General features: G+C 64.7%; 24 protein-coding genes. 17 read left to right on the plus strand and 7 right to left on the minus strand.

What is annotated here, in order from left to right:
* Window positions 1-56 precede the first annotated feature (56 nt).
* Genes N539_RS0102525 through N539_RS0102540 form a run of 4 tightly spaced genes read left to right on the plus strand, consistent with a single transcriptional unit; the run spans window position 57 to window position 3,545 of the window.
* Window positions 57-1,160: an ABC transporter permease gene (locus N539_RS0102525; RefSeq protein ID WP_028968995.1), complete on the plus strand. Its 1,104-nt coding sequence runs from the start codon at window positions 57-59 to the stop codon at window positions 1,158-1,160.
* A complete protein-coding gene (locus N539_RS0102530; RefSeq protein ID WP_051531201.1) occupies window positions 1,157-1,981 on the plus strand; it encodes an ABC transporter ATP-binding protein in 825 nt (274 codons plus the stop codon). The genes N539_RS0102525 and N539_RS0102530 overlap by 4 nt, the downstream gene beginning before the upstream one ends.
* Window positions 1,981-2,934 (plus strand): MlaD family protein, encoded by a 954-nt coding sequence (locus N539_RS0102535; protein ID WP_028968997.1) that lies wholly within the window; start codon window positions 1,981-1,983, stop codon window positions 2,932-2,934. Before N539_RS0102530 ends, N539_RS0102535 begins: the two co-directional genes overlap by 1 nt.
* A complete protein-coding gene (locus N539_RS0102540; protein ID WP_028968998.1) occupies window positions 2,931-3,545 on the plus strand; it encodes an ABC-type transport auxiliary lipoprotein family protein in 615 nt (204 codons plus the stop codon). The genes N539_RS0102535 and N539_RS0102540 overlap by 4 nt, the downstream gene beginning before the upstream one ends.
* Here N539_RS0102540 and pepN read toward each other — a convergent pair.
* Window positions 3,542-6,169, minus strand: a complete 2,628-nt coding sequence (gene pepN, locus N539_RS0102545; RefSeq protein ID WP_081774139.1) for an aminopeptidase N — start codon at window positions 6,167-6,169, stop codon at window positions 3,542-3,544. The two genes, N539_RS0102540 and pepN, sit on opposite strands and share 4 nt — an antisense overlap.
* 142 nt (window positions 6,170-6,311) lie before the next feature.
* Between pepN and N539_RS0102550 the strand changes: the two genes are divergently transcribed.
* From N539_RS0102550 to N539_RS0102560, 3 genes are all read left to right on the plus strand, one after another.
* Complete coding sequence (locus N539_RS0102550) at window positions 6,312-6,572, plus strand: DUF2171 domain-containing protein (protein ID WP_028969000.1); 261 nt, start codon at window positions 6,312-6,314, stop codon at window positions 6,570-6,572.
* A gap of 61 nt (window positions 6,573-6,633) precedes the next feature.
* The gene (locus N539_RS0102555; RefSeq protein ID WP_037551735.1) at window positions 6,634-7,050 is read left to right on the plus strand and encodes a hypothetical protein; all 417 of its coding nucleotides are present in this window, start codon (window positions 6,634-6,636) and stop codon (window positions 7,048-7,050) included.
* Between the two features lie 81 nt (window positions 7,051-7,131).
* Window positions 7,132-7,449 (plus strand): hypothetical protein, encoded by a 318-nt coding sequence (locus N539_RS0102560; RefSeq protein ID WP_156029710.1) that lies wholly within the window; start codon window positions 7,132-7,134, stop codon window positions 7,447-7,449.
* A gap of 12 nt (window positions 7,450-7,461) precedes the next feature.
* Here the strand turns inward: N539_RS0102560 and N539_RS0102565 are convergent, their stop codons facing one another.
* Window positions 7,462-7,851, minus strand: coding sequence for a hypothetical protein (locus N539_RS0102565; RefSeq protein ID WP_028969003.1), 390 nt, complete (start codon window positions 7,849-7,851; stop codon window positions 7,462-7,464).
* Between the two features lie 99 nt (window positions 7,852-7,950).
* Between N539_RS0102565 and N539_RS0102570 the strand changes: the two genes are divergently transcribed.
* Entirely contained in the window at window positions 7,951-8,487 is a 537-nt protein-coding gene (locus N539_RS0102570; RefSeq protein WP_197018318.1) for a hypothetical protein, read from the plus strand.
* A 73-nt stretch (window positions 8,488-8,560) separates the two neighbouring features.
* Window positions 8,561-9,370, plus strand: coding sequence for an ATP-binding protein (locus N539_RS15050; RefSeq protein ID WP_051531204.1), 810 nt, complete (start codon window positions 8,561-8,563; stop codon window positions 9,368-9,370).
* 50 nt (window positions 9,371-9,420) lie between these two features.
* On the opposite strand, the gene N539_RS0102580 is transcribed toward N539_RS15050, so the two are convergent.
* On the minus strand, window positions 9,421-9,867 hold the full coding sequence (locus N539_RS0102580) for a hypothetical protein (protein ID WP_156029711.1): 447 nt from the start codon (window positions 9,865-9,867) through the stop codon (window positions 9,421-9,423).
* Window positions 9,868-9,988: 121 nt separating this feature from the next.
* Between N539_RS0102580 and N539_RS0102585 the strand changes: the two genes are divergently transcribed.
* Window positions 9,989-10,171, plus strand: a complete 183-nt coding sequence (locus N539_RS0102585) for a hypothetical protein (protein ID WP_028969006.1) — start codon at window positions 9,989-9,991, stop codon at window positions 10,169-10,171.
* Window position 10,172: 1 nt separating this feature from the next.
* Here N539_RS0102585 and N539_RS0102590 read toward each other — a convergent pair whose 3' ends face one another.
* Window positions 10,173-10,736 (minus strand): hypothetical protein, encoded by a 564-nt coding sequence (locus tag N539_RS0102590; RefSeq protein ID WP_028969007.1) that lies wholly within the window; start codon window positions 10,734-10,736, stop codon window positions 10,173-10,175.
* Between the two features lie 86 nt (window positions 10,737-10,822).
* Between N539_RS0102590 and N539_RS0102595 the strand changes: the two genes are divergently transcribed.
* Window positions 10,823-11,044: a hypothetical protein gene (locus tag N539_RS0102595; protein ID WP_028969008.1), complete on the plus strand. Its 222-nt coding sequence runs from the start codon at window positions 10,823-10,825 to the stop codon at window positions 11,042-11,044.
* 6 nt (window positions 11,045-11,050) lie between these two features.
* On the opposite strand, the gene N539_RS0102600 is transcribed toward N539_RS0102595, so the two are convergent.
* Both N539_RS0102600 and N539_RS17545 read right to left on the minus strand, forming a co-directional pair.
* The gene (locus N539_RS0102600) at window positions 11,051-11,455 is read right to left on the minus strand and encodes a RidA family protein (protein ID WP_028969009.1); all 405 of its coding nucleotides are present in this window, start codon (window positions 11,453-11,455) and stop codon (window positions 11,051-11,053) included.
* 351 nt (window positions 11,456-11,806) lie between these two features.
* Window positions 11,807-12,571: a hypothetical protein gene (locus N539_RS17545; protein WP_156029712.1), complete on the minus strand. Its 765-nt coding sequence runs from the start codon at window positions 12,569-12,571 to the stop codon at window positions 11,807-11,809.
* A gap of 114 nt (window positions 12,572-12,685) precedes the next feature.
* On the opposite strand from N539_RS17545, the gene N539_RS0102615 reads away from it, so the two are divergent.
* Entirely contained in the window at window positions 12,686-13,642 is a 957-nt protein-coding gene (locus N539_RS0102615; RefSeq protein WP_028969010.1) for an IS1595 family transposase, read from the plus strand.
* Between the two features lie 152 nt (window positions 13,643-13,794).
* Here N539_RS0102615 and N539_RS0102620 read toward each other — a convergent pair whose 3' ends face one another.
* Entirely contained in the window at window positions 13,795-14,322 is a 528-nt protein-coding gene (locus N539_RS0102620; RefSeq protein ID WP_028969011.1) for a hypothetical protein, read from the minus strand.
* Window positions 14,323-14,703: 381 nt separating this feature from the next.
* Here N539_RS0102620 and N539_RS0102625 point away from each other — a divergent pair, with 381 nt between their 5' ends.
* The 5 genes from N539_RS0102625 to N539_RS0102640 all read left to right on the plus strand — a co-directional run bounded on the left by N539_RS0102625 (window position 14,704) and on the right by N539_RS0102640 (window position 16,626).
* Window positions 14,704-15,522, plus strand: a complete 819-nt coding sequence (locus tag N539_RS0102625; RefSeq protein ID WP_028969012.1) for a hypothetical protein — start codon at window positions 14,704-14,706, stop codon at window positions 15,520-15,522.
* Window positions 15,515-15,664, plus strand: a complete 150-nt coding sequence (locus tag N539_RS18335; RefSeq protein ID WP_156029713.1) for a hypothetical protein — start codon at window positions 15,515-15,517, stop codon at window positions 15,662-15,664. The genes N539_RS0102625 and N539_RS18335 overlap by 8 nt, the downstream gene beginning before the upstream one ends.
* A 28-nt stretch (window positions 15,665-15,692) precedes the next feature.
* A complete protein-coding gene (locus tag N539_RS18340; RefSeq protein ID WP_156029714.1) occupies window positions 15,693-15,917 on the plus strand; it encodes a hypothetical protein in 225 nt (74 codons plus the stop codon).
* A 103-nt stretch (window positions 15,918-16,020) separates the two neighbouring features.
* Window positions 16,021-16,422 carry a hypothetical protein gene (locus N539_RS0102635; RefSeq protein WP_156029715.1) on the plus strand — a complete coding sequence of 134 codons (402 nt, stop codon included), beginning with the start codon at window positions 16,021-16,023 and terminating at the stop codon, window positions 16,420-16,422.
* 12 nt (window positions 16,423-16,434) lie between these two features.
* Entirely contained in the window at window positions 16,435-16,626 is a 192-nt protein-coding gene (locus tag N539_RS0102640; protein WP_028969014.1) for a KOW motif-containing protein, read from the plus strand.
* Window positions 16,627-16,790: the final 164 nt, after the last annotated feature.

Here is a 16,790-nt window from a genome sequence, read left to right on the forward strand (position 1 = left end):
GCTTTTCCGCGCCTTCTCTTGCTCCCCTCTCGCATTTCGCGCATCACTCCGCCCGCATGGCCGATCTCGACGAGACAGGCACGGATCAGGGGCGCGGTTCGGTCTACCGGGTCGCCGGCGCGCTGACGATCACGCGCGCGGCGACGACGCAGCGCGAGATCGACGCGCTGCCCGACCCCATCACCATCGACCTCTCCGACATCAACCGCATGGACACGGTCGGCGCGTGGATCATCTACCGCACGGTCCGCGATCGCGGCGCCAAGGTGGTCGGCGCCAGCCATGACGAGGTCAGCCTGCTCAAGCAGGTGTCCGAGTTCGACAAGCCGGTGCAGGTCCACCCCGAGGAGAAGCCGGGCTTCCTGCGCGCCCTGCAGGAGCTTGGCGAGTGGGTGACCGAGGCCGGTGTCACCATGCTCGGACTGCTCGGCTTCTTCGGCGCGACCTTGATCGGCTTCGCCAACATCATCCGCCGGCCCAAGAGATTCCGCACCAATGCCGTCATCCAGCGCTTCGACGTCGTCGGCGTGCGCGCGCTCGGCATCATCGGCCTGATGAGCTTCCTGATCGGCGTCGTCATCGCCCAGCAGGGGTCGGTGCAGCTCGCCCAGTTCGGCGCCGAGGTCTATACCATCAATCTCATCGGCCGCATCACCGTGCGCGAGCTCGGCACGCTGATGACCGCGATCATGGTCGCCGGCCGCTCCGGCTCGGCCTTCGCTGCGCAGCTCGGAACGATGAAGATCACCGAGGAGATCGACGCGATGCGGACGATCGGGGTCTCGCCGGTCGAAGCGTTGGTCATTCCGCGGATGATCGCGTCGATCGTCATGATGCCGCTGCTTGCCTTCTGGGCCATGCTGACGGCGCTGATCGGCGGCGGCATCTTCGTCTGGCTCGATCTCGGCATCCCGCCCCTGACCTACGTCCAGCGCTTGCAGGAGGTGATCCCGATCACGGATATCTGGGTCGGTTTGATCAAGGCACCGGTGTTCGGCTTCATCATCGCGCTCGCCGGATGCTTCCAGGGCATGCTCGTCGAGGGCGACAGCGAGCAAGTCGGCACGCGCACGACCATGGCGGTCGTCCAGTCGATCTTCCTCGTGATCGTGCTCGACGCCGTCTTCGCCGTCTTCTTCAGCTCGATCGGGTGGGTATGATCCCCAAGGAACTCGATCCGAGCACGGTTCCCGATGGCTGCCATCCGGTGATCGAGGTTCGCGGGCTGCGCAATGCGTTCGGCGAGCAGGTCATCCACGACGACCTCGATCTTACGGTCTGCCGCGGCGAGATCCTCGGCGTCGTCGGCGGCTCCGGCACCGGCAAGTCGGTGCTGCTGCGCTCGATCATCGGACTGCAAGTACCCGAAACCGGTGAAATCGACGTGCTCGGTGAGAACATGGTCGACCGCAGCGAGGACGAAGCGAAGAACATTCGCCGCCGCTGGGGCATATTGTTCCAGAACGGCGCTTTGTTCTCGACGCTGACCGTCGCCGAGAATGTCGAGGTCCCGATCCGCGAGTATTTTCCGTTCCTTAAACCCCCGCTGCTGGACGAGATCGCGTCCTACAAGATCGCGATGGGCGGGCTGCCGCCGGACGCTGGGCCCAAATATCCCTCGGAGCTGTCGGGCGGCATGGTCAAGCGCGCAGGATTGGCCCGCGCCCTCGCGCTCGACCCGGAATTGCTGTTCCTCGACGAGCCGACCGCGGGCCTCGATCCGATTGCGGCGGCGGCGTTCGACCAGCTGATCCGCTCGCTCCAGGAGCGCCTCGACCTCACGGTGTTCCTGATCACCCACGACCTCGACACGCTGCACGCCATCTGCGACCGCGTCGCGGTGCTGGCGGATCGGAAGGTCATTGCGGTCGGAACGATTCCGCAACTATTGGCTTTGGACCATCCTTGGATACAAGAGTATTTCAACGGGCCACGCGGGCGCACGGCGGCCAATAGTTATCAAGAGGGGGTGACCGCCTAGTGGAGACCCGGTCCAATTATGTGATGGTCGGTGCGGTCACCGTGGCGCTGCTTGCCGGCGTGCTGCTGTTCATCGTTTGGCTCGCCGGGCTCTCGAACAAGGCGACCAACTGCTACGACATCTATTTCAACCAGGCCGTCGGCGGGCTCAACAAGGGCTCGAACGTCACCTTCTCCGGCGTCCCCGTCGGCCAGGTTACCAAAATCTCGCTGCTCCCCAACCGGCCCGAGTTCGTGTGGGTCCGGATCGACGTCGATCAGCAGACGCCGGTGCTCCAGGGCACGACCGCGCAGATCAAGGGCGTCGGCTTTACCGGGGTCAGCGAGATCCAGCTCGACGGTGCGGTCAAGGGCGCGCCGCCGATCAACCGCCTGGGCCCGCAGGGCTGTCCGGTGGTCCCATCGGCGACCGGCGGCCTCGGCGCTTTGCTCAACAGCGCGCCGGAGCTGATCGAGCGCATCCAGCGCCTCACCGAGCGGCTGACCGAGCTGCTCAGCGACAAGAACCAGAATTCGATCGCCGACATCCTCGAGAATCTCGACCGCACCACCAAGGTCCTGGCGGATCGTGCGCCCGACCTCGCCGACGCCATTGGCGACGCGCGGATTGCCGCCCGTAACGCGGGTGTCGCCGCGCAGAAGTTTGGCGTGCTCGCTGACAGCACCAACCAGCTGATCAATGAGCAAGGCAAGCCGGCGGCGGAGGATCTCCGCAAGTCGATCGCGTCGATCCAGCAGGCCGCCGACAACTTGAACGCGATGATTTCCGACGCGCGGCCCGGCGTGCAAAACTTCTCCAAGTCGACGCTTCCCGAAGCCAATCGAATGGTCCGCGACCTGCGCGAGCTGACGCAATCTCTGAATGGGTTCACCGAGCGCTTGAACCAGAGCGGAATCGGTGGATCGCTGGGGCCTGAGAAGTTGCCTGACTACAAGCCGGGGAAACGCAAATGAAGTGGATGCCGCGCCTTGGCGCTTCGGTTGCGCTCGGCTTTGCCGTCGCCGGTTGCTCGCTCGGCGGATTGTTGGGGGGCGGCGCCAAGGCCCCGCCGACTTTGCTGACGCTAACCCCGTCCGCTGCCGATCCCGGGCAGATCGCGCGCAGCGCTAGTGCCGGCCAGGCGGTGACGATCGCCGTCCCGGTCGTCTCGAAGGAACTGCGGACGGTGCGGGTGCCGGCTCAGCTGACCCCAACCGACATCCAGTATGTAACCAATCTGCAAATGGTCGATACGCCCGATCATTTGTTCCAGGAGCTGGTTCAGGAGACGGTGCGGCGAACCACCAACCGGGTGGTGCTCGACCCGCATCAGGCCGCGCTCGACCCCGGACTGCTGGTCACCGGATCGCTTCAGCACTTCGGCTACGACGCTGCCACCGGGCAGGTGATCGTCCAGTATGACGCGGCGCTGTCGACGCAGGGCGGCGCTCACGTCGAGACTCGCCGCTTCACCGCGACCTCGCCGGCGGACGGCACAGCGGCTTCGGTAGGAGCGGCACTGAATGCCGCCGCCAACCAGGTGGCGGCGGAAGTCGCGACCTGGATCGGGGGGTCGGCGGCTTAAGCCAGGCTCTTCGACGCCTGCTCGAACACGTCCTTCGACAGTCCCGGCTTGGCGACGATTTTCTCGAGCGCTCGGCGCATCAATTCGGCGCGGCTGGGCTCGAACCGCCGCCAGCGGCCGAACGCCGGCACCAGCCGAGCGGCCGCCTGCGGATTGATCGCATCGGCAGCCAGGATCATGTCCGCGACAAAGTCATAGCCGCGCCCTGACGGGTGATGGAACGCCCAATGATTGCCGGCGAATTGACCTGCCAGCGAGCGTAGCCGGTTCGGGTTGGTCATCGTGAAGTCGGGATGCCTGGCGAGCTCCGCGACGCGATCGACGGTGTCGGCGCGCTGCGCCGCGGCCTGAAGCGCGAACCATTTGTCCAGCACCAGCGAATCATTGTGGAAGCGCTCGTAGAAGGCGTCGAGCGCCCCCTGGCGTTCCGGCGCGTCGAGCGAAACCAAGGTCATGAGCGCGCCTTGGCGATCGGTCATGTTGTCGGCTCGATCGAATTGCGCCTTGGCCAATGACGCGGCTTCATCGGGCGTCGCCGCCGCGAGAAGACCCAGGGCAATGCTGCGAAGGCGGCGAACTCCCTTGGCGCCTGGTGACAAATCGTCGCCCGATCCGTCGTCGCTGCGTTGCGCAGTTGACAGCGCGTCGCGGAGGCTCGATCCGATCGCCGTCCGCAACTGCTCGCGCGCGGCATGGATCGCATCGGGATCGACCACCTGCACGCGCTCGGCGATCAGAGTTTCGGAAGGCAGCAGGATCGCTTCGGCCTTGAACGCCGGGTCGAGCGCGTTCGATTGCAGGGTCGCGCCGACGGCCGCGACCACCGGTTCGGCATCCATCGCGCTCCCCTGCGCTCCAGCGAGGAGCGCGGTCATCATCAGGTCCTGCATCGCTTCGTAGCGGGCGAACGGGTCGCTGTCGGCCCAGGCGAGCCGTTCGAGCTCACCGGGCCGGCGGTTCGCCTGGACGATGATGGGCGCCGAGAAACCGCGATTGATCGACAGCAGCGGCGTCTCCGTGACATTGTCGAAGCGGACGCTTTGCCGCGGCTGGTCGAGGATGATCAGCTGCTCGGGCGCGATCTCCGCTCCGCTCGCATCGCCGATCAGCGCGGTCTTGAGCGGGATCGGCATCGGCTGCTTGACCGGTTGGCCGGGCGTCGGGTCGATGTGCTGCTCGAGGTGCAGGGTCGCGGTCATTGCATCCGCGTCATGCTCGAGCCGTGCGGTGACCTTCGGCGTTCCCGCCTGACTGTACCAGATCTTGAACGTGGTCAGGTCGACGCCGCTGCCGTCTTCGAGCGCCTTGACGAAATCGTCGCAGGTCGCGGCTTCGCCGTCGTGGCGGGAGAAATAGAGGTCGGTCCCGGCGCGGAACTTGTCCCGGCCGAGCACGGTGGCCATCATCCGGATGACCTCGGCGCCCTTGTTGTAGACGGTGGCGGTGTAGAAATTGCCGATCTCGATATAGCTGTCGGGCCGGACGGCATGCGCGAGCGGGCCGGCGTCCTCGGGGAACTGGGCGGCGCGCAGCACCCGGACGTCCTCGATCCGCTTGACCGGCGGGCTGCCGATGTCGGCGGAGAAGCTCTGGTCGCGGAAGACGGTGAAGCCCTCCTTGAGGCTCAACTGGAACCAGTCGCGGCAGGTCACCCGGTCGCCCGACCAATTGTGGAAATATTCGTGGCCGACGACGCGCGAAATATTGTCGAAGTCGGCGTCGGTCGCAGTGTCCTGATCGGCAAGGACGAAGGCGGAATTGAAGATGTTGAGGCTCTTGTTCTCCATCGCCCCCATGTTGAAGTCGCCGACCGCGACGATGTTGAACAGGTCGAGGTCGTACTCGCGTCCGTAGACCTGCTCGTCCCACGCCATCGCCAGCTTAAGGCTGTCCATCGCATGGCTGGTCTTGGGCAGGTCTGCTTCGCGGACCCAGATGGCGAGCTCGACCTTGCGGCCCGACATGGTGGTGAAGCGGTCGCGGTTGGCCTGGAGGTCGCCGGCGACCAGCGCGAACAAATAGCTTGGCTTGGGAAACGGATCTTCCCACTCGGCCCAATGGCGACCGCCGGCAGCCTCGCCCTGCGCGATGCGGTTGCCGTTCGACAGCAGCACCGGGAAAGCATTGGCGTCGCCCTCCATCCGGACGCGATATCTGGAGAGCACGTCGGGGCGGTCGGGGAAGAACGTGATGCGACGGAAGCCCTCGGCCTCGCACTGGGTGCAAAGCATCCCGTTCGATGCGTAGAGGCCCGTCAGCTTGGTGTTCGCCGACGGGGCGATCTCGACGTCGGTCTCGACCATGGCGCGATCGCCTGAAACTTCGATGACTAGCGCTGGTCCGTCCATCCGCCATGCCGCGTCTTGTCCGTCGACTGCGACGCGAAGCGGGGCAAGCTCGTCGCCGTCGAGCCTCAGCGGCCGATCGTGCGGCCCGTTGCGCTCGACCTCGAGCGTCGCGCGAACCCGAGTCCGGTCGATGCCAAGGTCGAAATCGAGATGGATTTCCGGCACTCGCCAATCGGGCGGCCGATAATCTTCGCGGCGGATCGCGGCATGAGCGGGCACGGGCGGCGCGTCCGGCACCACGGCGGCGTCGGACGTAGTGGTACGGACATCGAGCATGGTGCTGAGCTAGTCGCGAATGCCCAAGGGAACAACCCGAGCGCCCGATGACACGTGCCCGGAACGGGCGTAGTGCGCGCTCGCGGCATGCATCGAAAGCCGCGAGCGGAGCGTTGGGGGCAGGCACGAGGAGGCAATATCCATGAGCGGCTTCGAAAACATTCGCGAGCATATGGAAGTGATTGGCGCCGACGGCGTCCACATCGGCACCGTCGACCACGTCGAAGAGAACCGCATCAAGCTCATCCGCGCCGACAGCGGGATCGGGCACGAAGAGCATCATCATTACATCCCTCGCGGATTGGTCGCCGAGGTCGAGGGCGATCGGGTGCGTCTGACCGCGCGCGGCGACGTCGTGGCCGACCTGTTCGAGCAGGAACAGAGCGGCGACCCGATCGGCTGACGCCAACCCCCTTGATCCTCGCGCCGCATTGGCTCCAATGGTGCGGCAGAGGGAGGGATCGATGCGCAAAGCCATGCTGTTGCTGGGCGCCACGGCGCTTGCCGGTTGCGGCCAGTCGAACGAAGCCGCCAACCAGGTCGCCAAGGCGCCGGTCAAGAAGAAAGCGGCCTATTGCTTCTTCAAGGAGCCCGACACCAAGGCGTGGGCGGCCGCCCGCGACAAGGACGGCAACATCGTCGTCAAAGGCAAGGCTTTCCGCCAGGATCCGCGCTACAAGGCCGTGCTCGGCCCGGCGACGGTGACCGGCACCCGCGCCGAAATCTCGCCCGGCGTCGGCAACAACGACACCGGCTATGCGGCGCCCGAGAATTGGTGGGACCTCACCGCGACGATTCCCAACAGCGCCACCGTCGAGACCGTCATCGTAAGCTGCGGGGCGAAGACTCTGGCCGAGCTCAAGGTTGCGCCAAAGAGCTAAATCGCGCGAAATCAACGCCGATTTGTGTTGCAACCGAGGACAAACGGCCCAAGTCTGCTTGGCATGCGAAATCCGCGGCTCGTGGAGTCGTATTTGGGCAAATGGACAAACTCCGATGACTATGTCGCGGCGCTGGCACGCAAGCGCACCGCGCGCCGGGGCCGGGGCCGGGGGCGTGAGGCAAGCCGCCGAACGCAACCGGAAAGCCCGCGCTTCGGTCTCAGCACCTTACCCTATCTGGCGCTGATTGCGGGGCTTGCGGTGCTGACCGTGGCGATCGCCGTCGCCGCTTTCCCCGGATCGCAGCCCGAGCATAAAGCTCCGCAACTGCCCCCTCACGAGCAAGGCACTGCGGTCAAGGGTTGGCTTCAGGAAGCGCAGCGGGAATTCCACCGCTAGCGCGAGGTCAAACTACCAGCTGCAGCGCCAGACACCGCCGCCCTGCCACATCCGGCCCTCGTCGCAGCCCTCGTTGTGCTGGACCCAGCGCGGATAAGCGCGGTCGGGACGGTCGTGCCACCAGTCGTTGTAGCTGTCCGAATCCCAGCTGCGATTGAGATCGGCGTCGTACCAGCCGCCCCACCAGCCGCCGTCGGCATCGCCGCGGCCGTGGCGCCCACGATCATGTCTGCTGCCGTCGCCTGGGTGATGGCGGACGTTTCCAACGAGCGGAGTGCCGCGGTGGACGGTGACGCTGGCGGCGGCGGCGAAGTTCGGGTCGCTCCATCGCTGCGCCTGCGCCGGTGCGGGACTGGTGACGAGCACGGCGAGGCAAGCTCCTGAAATCCAGATGGCGCGCATGGCGTCGCTCCTTTTCCGTTTCGGCCACGGCAGAAACGAAGCTCGCCGCGGCGCGTTGCATTCATTGCGCGGCAACCTACTTCGCGACAGGATATGATCATGCCCGCCGGCCTGCCCGTTGCGCTCGCATTGCTCGCCGCAGGCGTGGCCTATGGTCCGACGCCGCCGGTGCCGCCCAAGCAGGCGGCCAAGGCCGCCCCCAAGGACGGTTGCCAAACTCCGCAGGCCAGTGAGCGCGACATCGTCATCTGCGCCCAGCGCCCAGGCGGCTATCGGCTCGACCCCGACATCATGCAGGCGCACCGTGAGGCGCGGCAGGCGCGCGCCGGGCGGCTGAAGACGCCGCGTGAGCGGATGGACGGCACCGGTTGCGGCATGGATTGCCGCCCGTCGAGCCCCGACCTCCTCGCCATGGCGATCGGCGCGGCGACGATGGCCAAGCGGCTGGCCGACGGCAAGGAGGTCGGCAGCATGTTCATCACCCGGCCGGAGCCCGACGAATACCATCGCTACCTCGCCGCCAAGCAGCAGCGCGAAGCCCGGGAGGCGGCGGCGAAGACCGCCGCGATCGTCGCCGCGGCGAAGGCCGGGCAGGCAGCTTCCGCCAACGCCGCGGCGCCTGCGGCCAAGCCCTGAACAGATTGCGATCGTCCCTGCGGGCGCTAAGGCTGACTGGCGAAGAGCAGCCGGATGAGCGAGGGGAACGACGATGGACACGCCGCTCGACGACCTGCAGCTCGCCGGACTTGGCGCCCGGCGGGTCAAGACGGACACCACGCCCGAAGAGCTGGTGCTGCCCCATGACGCCGAGCAGCGGCTCGGCTGGATCGCGGCCTGGCTGACCCAGCCGTCGCACGCGCTCAATGAATGGGGCGTCCATCACCTGATCGACGGCGGCTTCCGCGCCTTGTTCAGCGGGCCGAGCGGGACCGGAAAGACGATGGCTGCGATCGCGCTCGCCCAGGGCACCGAGCGGCCGCTGCTTAGCGTCGATCCGCGCGCCGTCGTCAGCAAGCATATCGGCGAGACCGAGACGGATTTGAGCGAGCTGTTCGCCCGGGCCGAGCGGGATCGCGCGATCCTGCTGTTCGACGAGGCCGATGCATTGCTCGCCAAACGCAGCGAGGTGAAGGACGCGCACGACCGCTACGCCAACCTCGAGATCGCCTACCTGCTGCGGCGGATCGAGGCCTTCCAGGGCTTGGCGATCCTCGCGACCAATTCGCGCGACCATCTCGATGAGGCCGCGATTCGCCGACTGGACGTCATCGTCGACTTTCCGCTTCCCGACGAAGCCGCTCGGCGGCAATTGTGGGAGCGGCTGCTCGGTTCGGTGAAGATGGCGAAGAGCGGCGACATCGATGTTGCCAAGCTCGCCAGCGAGTACGAATTGTGCGGCGGCGAGATCCTCCGCGCGGTGCGCATGGCGGCGCTGCAGGCCAGCAACGCCGCAGTCCCGCTCGACATGGCCGGACTGAAGTCGGCGGCGGCCGAGCGCGTGGCGATGCACGAAGGTTGAGGTGCGAGCCCTAATTCAGCCGCGTCATTTCGCGATTGGTCGAACTTGCGTCAGGGATGAACGCAGACGTGCGATCCCGTGTCGCAGACGAATGAGCCAGCGCAGTCGGTGGTGACGTTGCACTGGCGGCGGCACGTGCCTTCCACCGAGGAGCAGCGGTAGCCGGACGCAGTGCAGTCTTCGGTCGCGCCGGAGCTGTTACGCGACACTTCCTCACTCTCGCAATAAGCGTGGACGAGGCTGCCGCCCTTCTTGGTCCATTCGTCGAGCGTCGCCAAGGTCGCATTGAGCTTGTCGCTCAGCTCGCGCTTTTCGGCGCGGAGCTTGACGATCTGCGCCTGCGCATCCTCGATCGTCGTCACCTTCCTCGCCGCATCCGGGTCCTGCTGGAGGGTAACATTGAGCGGCGGGCGCTGGATCGGCTGGATCTGCATGACCTGGGCCGAGGCCGGCACCACGGCCAGCGCCGCGAGCGACAAAATGAGACGTAGACGCATGGCGCGAAACTCCCCCTGCCACGAACCGGCGATACTCTATGCCTTTGCTAAACAAGGTCAATCGTCGCCGCGGCCGACATTAACCCGGCCGTCACCTAATGTCGGGTAGACGACGCGGGCGATGAGCAAGCATTGGAACCCCGACGACGTTGTGCTGCGTCTGCGCGAGGAGCGCGCGGCGCAGGCGAAACCGCGCTGGCCGCACGGCGCCACGGCGGGGCTGGTGCTGGTCGCCGTGGCCTGCTTCGGGGTGGCGGCGGTGCTTTATCATGTCGCCGGCCCGCGAGACGTGTTCGCGCCCTGAACTAGCGCGGGTTGAGCGTCAGGCAGATCGGGCTGTCGTCGTAATAGCTCGAGCAATCGAGCGCTTCATAATCGTGGCGGATCCACCCCCGCCGGCCATCGGCTAGGCGCACGCTCACCCAATCGGTGGCGCGAAAGTTCACCAGCACGCGGAAGTCGTCCTGAACAATCGTAACATCGCGGCCGTCGGCGGCGCGGCCCGCGAAATAGCCCTCTCCCTCGCTGTAGAGCAGGCGAATCCGGCTGACCCTGGGCAGGCGGATGAGGAGCTTGCCGTTCGGATCGTAGTTGGCGACCTCCTTGTTCAGTACGGCGGTGCCGATCCGGGTGGTCCAGATTTGCCCTCCCAGCACGGTCAGCCGCGTGCCCTTGGGCAAAGTCGCCAGCGCCTTGGCCGCGAACGGCCGCGCGTAGAGGGGCAGCGCCTTGGTGACGAGCCAATTGCCGCGATCGAAGCAGCCTTCGCCCTGGCATCCCAGCGAGACCACCGGCGCCCGCAGCGGCCTGGCGTCGGCGGGGCCGGCGCAGATCGCGGCGAGCAGCAGGAGGGCGGACCGGGCGCGCATGATGGTTTTGTACGTGACGTCCTTAATGATTTCACGAACGTTCGCTAACCGACCGCTAACCCATTGCCGCTAAGCTTGCGCCCGAGATGATCAAGCGTTCGAACCTTCGCCGCCCGACGGTGCCGCTCGGCGGCGCCGCGCGCCCGTCGCGCATCCGCCGCGATCCGGTGCCGGTCGCCAGCCCCAAAAAGAAGCCGGTCCAGGCCTATCCGACCGAGCGCGAAGTGTGGACCGTGGTGATCGGAGTGGTCCTGTTCGCGCTCGCCATCACCGTGATCACCGTCGGGACCAGCAACTACATCAACTAGGTCTATTCACTCGGGCTTGATCGCCCAGGCTTCGACTTCGACAAGATACTGATCGGCGGCGAGGCGCGGCACGTAGACCAATGTCGAGGCCGGCCGGACGTCGCCGAGGATCGCCTTGCGAGTCCCGGCGACCGTCGCCAAGTCCATCGCCCGCACAAGATAGGTGTTGAGCTTGATCAGATGCTGCGGGCCCGCGCCTTCGCTTTCGAGAATGGCGACGATGTTGCGAAGCGCATTCTCATATTGCCGCTCGGGTTCGGCCGGGACCGTCCCATCGCGGTCGTTGCCGACCTGACCGGCAATGGCGAAGACTTGCGCGCCGGGCGGCACGACGGCGACATGCGAGTAAGCGCCGATCGGCGGCGCGACGGTATCCGGATTGCGGAACGCGGGTAGGGGTGCGTCGGTCATGGCGCGGCTCTCCTGTCGTGCGGGGATTGCGGACGAGCTTAGATCGCGCGCCGCGGCCGCCGCAAGCGGGCGACACCACCATGCTTCGATCGCGACGCGAAAGCCGCGGTTTTGCCGAAGACTTTAAGGCCGCGCGCCGGCTTCAGCGGAGCAGGAGCAGGATCACGACGATGGTCAGGATTCCGCCGGCGAAGCCGTAGACGCCGTATTTTTGCGTTTGCGTGAGCTGGTTGAGCATGTGGTTCCCCTTCGTCCTCCAGCCTAGCTGCGCGGCCGGTCATGGCAAGCCGGGCCGCTCTTCGGCCGGCGAATGTTCGCGAATGTTCGCAGTGACGTCGCGCGTTGTGCGGTTCACGACGGGGTGTCGGTGAGCCCGTCAAGCAACCCGGCGAAGGAGGCGGCGGCTTCGGCCTGCGGATCGGCGTCGCCGCGCTGCTCCCACGGCAGCGCGAAGCGCTTAGGATCGAGCCGCGCGAGCAGCCACGTCAGCATCTTGTCGCTGGGCACGCGCCGTTCGGCGACCAGCTCGCCGCCCTGATAGACCTGCTCGATGCGGCCGTTGATGGCCCGATCGAAGGCGATCGGCGACAGCCGCCCGACGGCCAGCTGCTCGGCCACGCGCCAGCCCTTGTCGAACGCGGGAGAGCGGACGCGCAGCGCCTGAGCCGAGCGGGCGGAGAGCCGCGCAGCGGCGGCGGCGAGGTGGACCTGGCCCGTCTCCGCAAGCACGGTCAGGAACAGCTTCTGGCGCTCCGCGCTCCAGCCGGCGAGCCGCTTGCGGGAGGATTCGAGAGGAATGCCGTCGAACGGCATCGCTGTGATGGGACATTGTTTCCCCTCCCCTTGATGGGGAGGGGTAGGGGCGGGGTGACCGTCGACGTCGAGCGCGGCCCCACCATCACCCCCTCCCAACCCTCCCCCATCGAGGGGGAGGGCTTCCGAAGGCGGGAGCAGATCGGTGGGCCAGGCGATGTCCTGCTGCGGGAGCGGGACCAGCGACAGGCGCGGTCCGCCGACCTCGTCGGCAGCTTCGGCCACTGCCTCGAACTTCCTGGTGGCGTTGGACCAATCGTCGAATTCCTCGACCGTCATTTCCTTCGGCACGCGTCTAGCCATGAACCCATTCCTCCTTTTGTGAGACGGGCAGTATGAACCAAATAGGTGCGTGTAGGAAAATGGTTTGTGCGGCGATTGTTGACATGTTTGGACCAATCCGCTATATGATGCTTTATGGACATCAACGGCATCACAGACATCGCCCGCTACCTTACGGATGAGGAAGCCGCCCAGAACGCGCTAGCGCAGTTGCGTTGGCCGAACGGCGTGGAGTGCCCGCTCTGTGACGGCGGCAAGAAGGTGTACGAGGTCAAGTACACGCACATCGACTCGCGTACCGGCGAGGTTAAGCCGACCGTCCGCAAACAGTGGAAGTGCGGTGCTTGCCGGAAGAAATTCAGCGTAACCTCGCGCTCGATTTTCGAGGGCGCGCATATCCCGGTCGGCAAATGGATCTACGCCATTTTCTTGATGTGCAGTTCAAAGAAGGGAGTGAGCGCCAACCAGCTCAGCCGCGAGTTGAACGTTTCGTACAAGAGCGCATGGTTCATGTGCCACCGCGTCCGCGAGGCCATGCTTCAAGAGCCTCTGCGGGGGATGCTAGGCGGCGGCAAGTATTCGGTAGTCGAACTCGACGAGACGTTCGTGGGCGGCAAACCTAAGAACAACCGCCACGCGAACCGCACATCAGCAGCGGGCAAAAAAACGGCGGTGATGACGCTACTGGATCGGCGCGGCGATGTGAAAACCGTCGTGGTGCCGGACACGCGCATGGGAACGCTGCAAGAGCTGGCAAAGCCTATCGTTCATCCGGAAACAACCGTGATGACCGACCAGCACGCGAGCTACTACGGCCTGCATGAGCATTTCACGGACCATTTTACGGTCAATCACAACAAAGAGTTCGTACGGGGCGTAATCCACACGAACTTTGCGGAGTCCTACCACAGCCTGCTGAAGCGCGGCATTGTGGGTGCCTTCCATCACGTCAGTGAAAAGCACCTGTCGCGGTATTTGGCTGAGTTCGACCGCCGCTGGAACACTCGCAAGGACCGGGACGGCGTTCGTACTACAAACGTTCTTCGTTCAGCTCAGGGCAAGCGTCTGAGATATAAAGAGGTTATCGCATAAGTGCGTTGAGGTATTGAAACTTTAACCCACCTCATGCATTATGGTTTAGCGCTGTTGGCGATGCGAATGCGCACCTACCCCGTAAAAAGGGTCCGCGAATGTGGCTAAGAGGCTTCGCTAGGGATTATACCCGGAAATAGCTCCTGCGGGGGCTATTTCTTTATCTGCTTCCAATTGATCTTCCGACCATCGATCGCTGCACCGACGACCGCTTTAAAGCTCGCGTAGGGCGCATCCAGGTTCGCGTTGTGTTTCACGTGGGCGCTCACGACGGTCAGGATCACATCATAATGCCGCGACGGCCGGGCTTTGATCTTGAAAGCCACAAGGTGATGCCGTTTCGTATCAATTGGAATGCAGACATTGTAGCGGCCCTTGTCGAGTAGCACGTCGCCATTGACCGCGGCGCGTACGGCCTGATCAAGGCCGAGCGAATGCTCGTAACGCTCGTGGCAGAAAGCGCGGCGGTTGCCGCCGTCCATGACGAAATAGTCGGGCGTGTGATGTGGCAGGACATTGCCCGCAAAGGTATGGACGCCGAACTCGACCCGGATTCTGTGCGGGGGCAAGTCCCCGGCACGCGGACACTCCATGATGAACGGGTTGAGGTGGCTAAGATCATACGTCTTGCCGTGAATGACCTTGGCGGCCCACCTCTTCGAAGTCTGATCGTTGTTCACACGCGCACCTGACTCTGTTACATGAAGTGTGCCCCCGCCCGAGTTCGCATCGGGACGGCCCGAAGGCCACCGGCAACCTACGCCGGCGCGTCTGCTAGTTCCGCCACGGGGGCACAGGGTAAGTCTGGGTTCGCCCACCGGGTGGCAGAGGGGTTCCAGCCCTCTCCATCCGGCCTGACCCTTCAGGCCTAGCCCACCGCGCAAGTCAGAATCTCTAGGCGGGTGGGCGATCACTCGGGTGGCGGCACGGTTTCCTCCATTGCTTGGATTCACCCGTTAGATCGAATCTATACGCCGGTCTAGTGGAAAAGACGCAATCGCTTTCCACTTGAAGTTTATTCCACCTGTGCTACGCCGCGCTTCACGAAAGCGAGGTGGCCTATGTCTAAGGTGCGCAGCCCGAACTTCCCGGTGGTCGATTTGCCGGCCGCCATTGAGTCCGTTGGTAAGATTTATTTGAGAGAGAAACGCGGCAAGTTCCCTAAGGAATCGGCCGCTAGGCACCTCGGCTACACGAGCATCAACGGACGCTCGCTTGGCATGATTGCCGCGCTGCGCGCGTACGGGCTTCTTGAGGGGCGCGGCAACGACCTCGTGGTGACGCCGGACGCGATTGCGCTGTTGGAAGCACCTCAGGACAGTCATGATCGGTTAGAGGCGCTGGAAAGGGCAATAAGCGCTCCGCCGATGTTCCAGCGCATCATGGAGCAATATCCGGGCGGGACAAGTCCGCAGACCTTGAAATGGTGGCTCATTCAACAGGGCTTTACGTCTGATGGGGCGGATAAGGCGACGGCCATCTATCTCCGCACTAGAGAGCTTGTAACGCGGAATCAGGGCGCGTATGAAATGGCGACAGACGTGGAGCGAGAAGGGCAGCTTGCGGACGCCATGCAGAGCGATCCGAAGATGCAAAACATCTTCCACGGCCTGTTTGAGACACCGCAGCCGCAAGCTCCGGCTCAAAGGCCGAAGCCCGCTGCTAGAGAAGAAGGATTGGCCATGGCGGTCCATGAGCGAGTGCTGCAATCTGGCATGCTCTCGAAGCAGGCCAGCTATCGCGTGATCGTGTCTGGGCCGGTGGGCATTGCTGAGATTGAGCGACTTATTGCGAAGATCGAGATGGATAAGGATATTCTCTCAGAGCCGGACGACGACTTTACTGATCCAGCTACGGACGGCGTCGACATTAGTGCCTGAGGAAAAACCAGTCAGCCTCGCGCCGCTCACGCTCGATCAGGCGCTGGAAGCAATCATCAAGGTGCGGCTTGATCCCGCAACAGAGCGGAAGGCTGCGGCTCAAAAAGCGAAGTCGAAGAAGAAGGCCCCGCCACCTAAGTGATCGGGGCCTTCTGCAAAAGGGGTCGCTGATGGATTGGTTTGCAATTCTCTATTTTGGCTGCGGAATTGCGGCAATCCTGCTGCCGGACGGTAAGCCGCCAATGCAGCGGACGCGGCAGAGCTGGGTCTGGGTGCCCTTCGCGCTTGTGTGGGGACCCCTCGCTCTGGTTGCGGCATGGACCACGAGAACCGCCAATCTCCGGCGGCTAGAGGCAGAGCGTGAGTTTGATCGCGAGTTCAAGCGCAAACGCTAACCCACTGGGCTACCACCCGTTAAGGATGGTCCAAACAACTGCATGATCGCCGTTTGTGCGGGCCGGTGGCATCATGCATGATCGCCCGGAGGGGATCGTTGTGATGCGCAAGCAGATCAGCTCTTTGCTGTTCATCGTCGCGGGGCTGCTCGTGTCGCTCGAGGTGTTCGTCGGACTTTCGCTGATGCAGGGCGGACGACCGCTCGCAGAACAGGCCCAGCACCTTGTCCGTTTCGCCGGATTGTCGATTGCGGCTCTCGCGCTTGCCACCGCCGTTTGTCCGGACCACCGGCTGCTGTCGCTCGGGCGTGCGCTGGTGCTCGGTGCGGCGCTTGGAATTGTCGTCAGCCTCCCGGCCTACGCGGCGGTGCCCGATCGCGCCCAGCTGACGTGGCAGCTCGGGCTCATGAATGTACTTGTGGTGGGAGGGATCGGAGCGCTGATCTTCGTTCGGGCCGGCGGTGTCTTCCCGGGCAGGCGCCGCGCTCCGTCACGCACAGAGTAAGGGAGGCTCCTTATGCCTGATCAAGCGCAGGGCGGTGTCGCGAACGGCGACCGGTGCGAGGTCGTCGCCGGCACGCATCGCGGCAAGGCGGGGACCGTCGAGGATTTGAAACTGAGCAAGACCGGCCACGCGACGATCACCGTGCGCCAGGACAGTGGCGTCTGTTTCAAGACGCTCGCGAGGAGTGTGGAGAAGCGGGGGTAGGGGACAGCGCCAATTCGTGGGGAATGTGTCTTTTAGACACCCGCGGCACGGGGCCGATTTCCGCTCACCGGCGAAACAACCTCAGACTCGCCGATAGAGATCAGGTACATGAGTGGCATCGCCGACAACGCCCTGAGGCGTCGGCGGCTGAGAGACGATCGCGC

This window comes from Sphingomonas sp. URHD0057, assembly GCF_000620665.1.
Lineage (GTDB): Bacteria > Pseudomonadota > Alphaproteobacteria > Sphingomonadales > Sphingomonadaceae > Sphingomicrobium.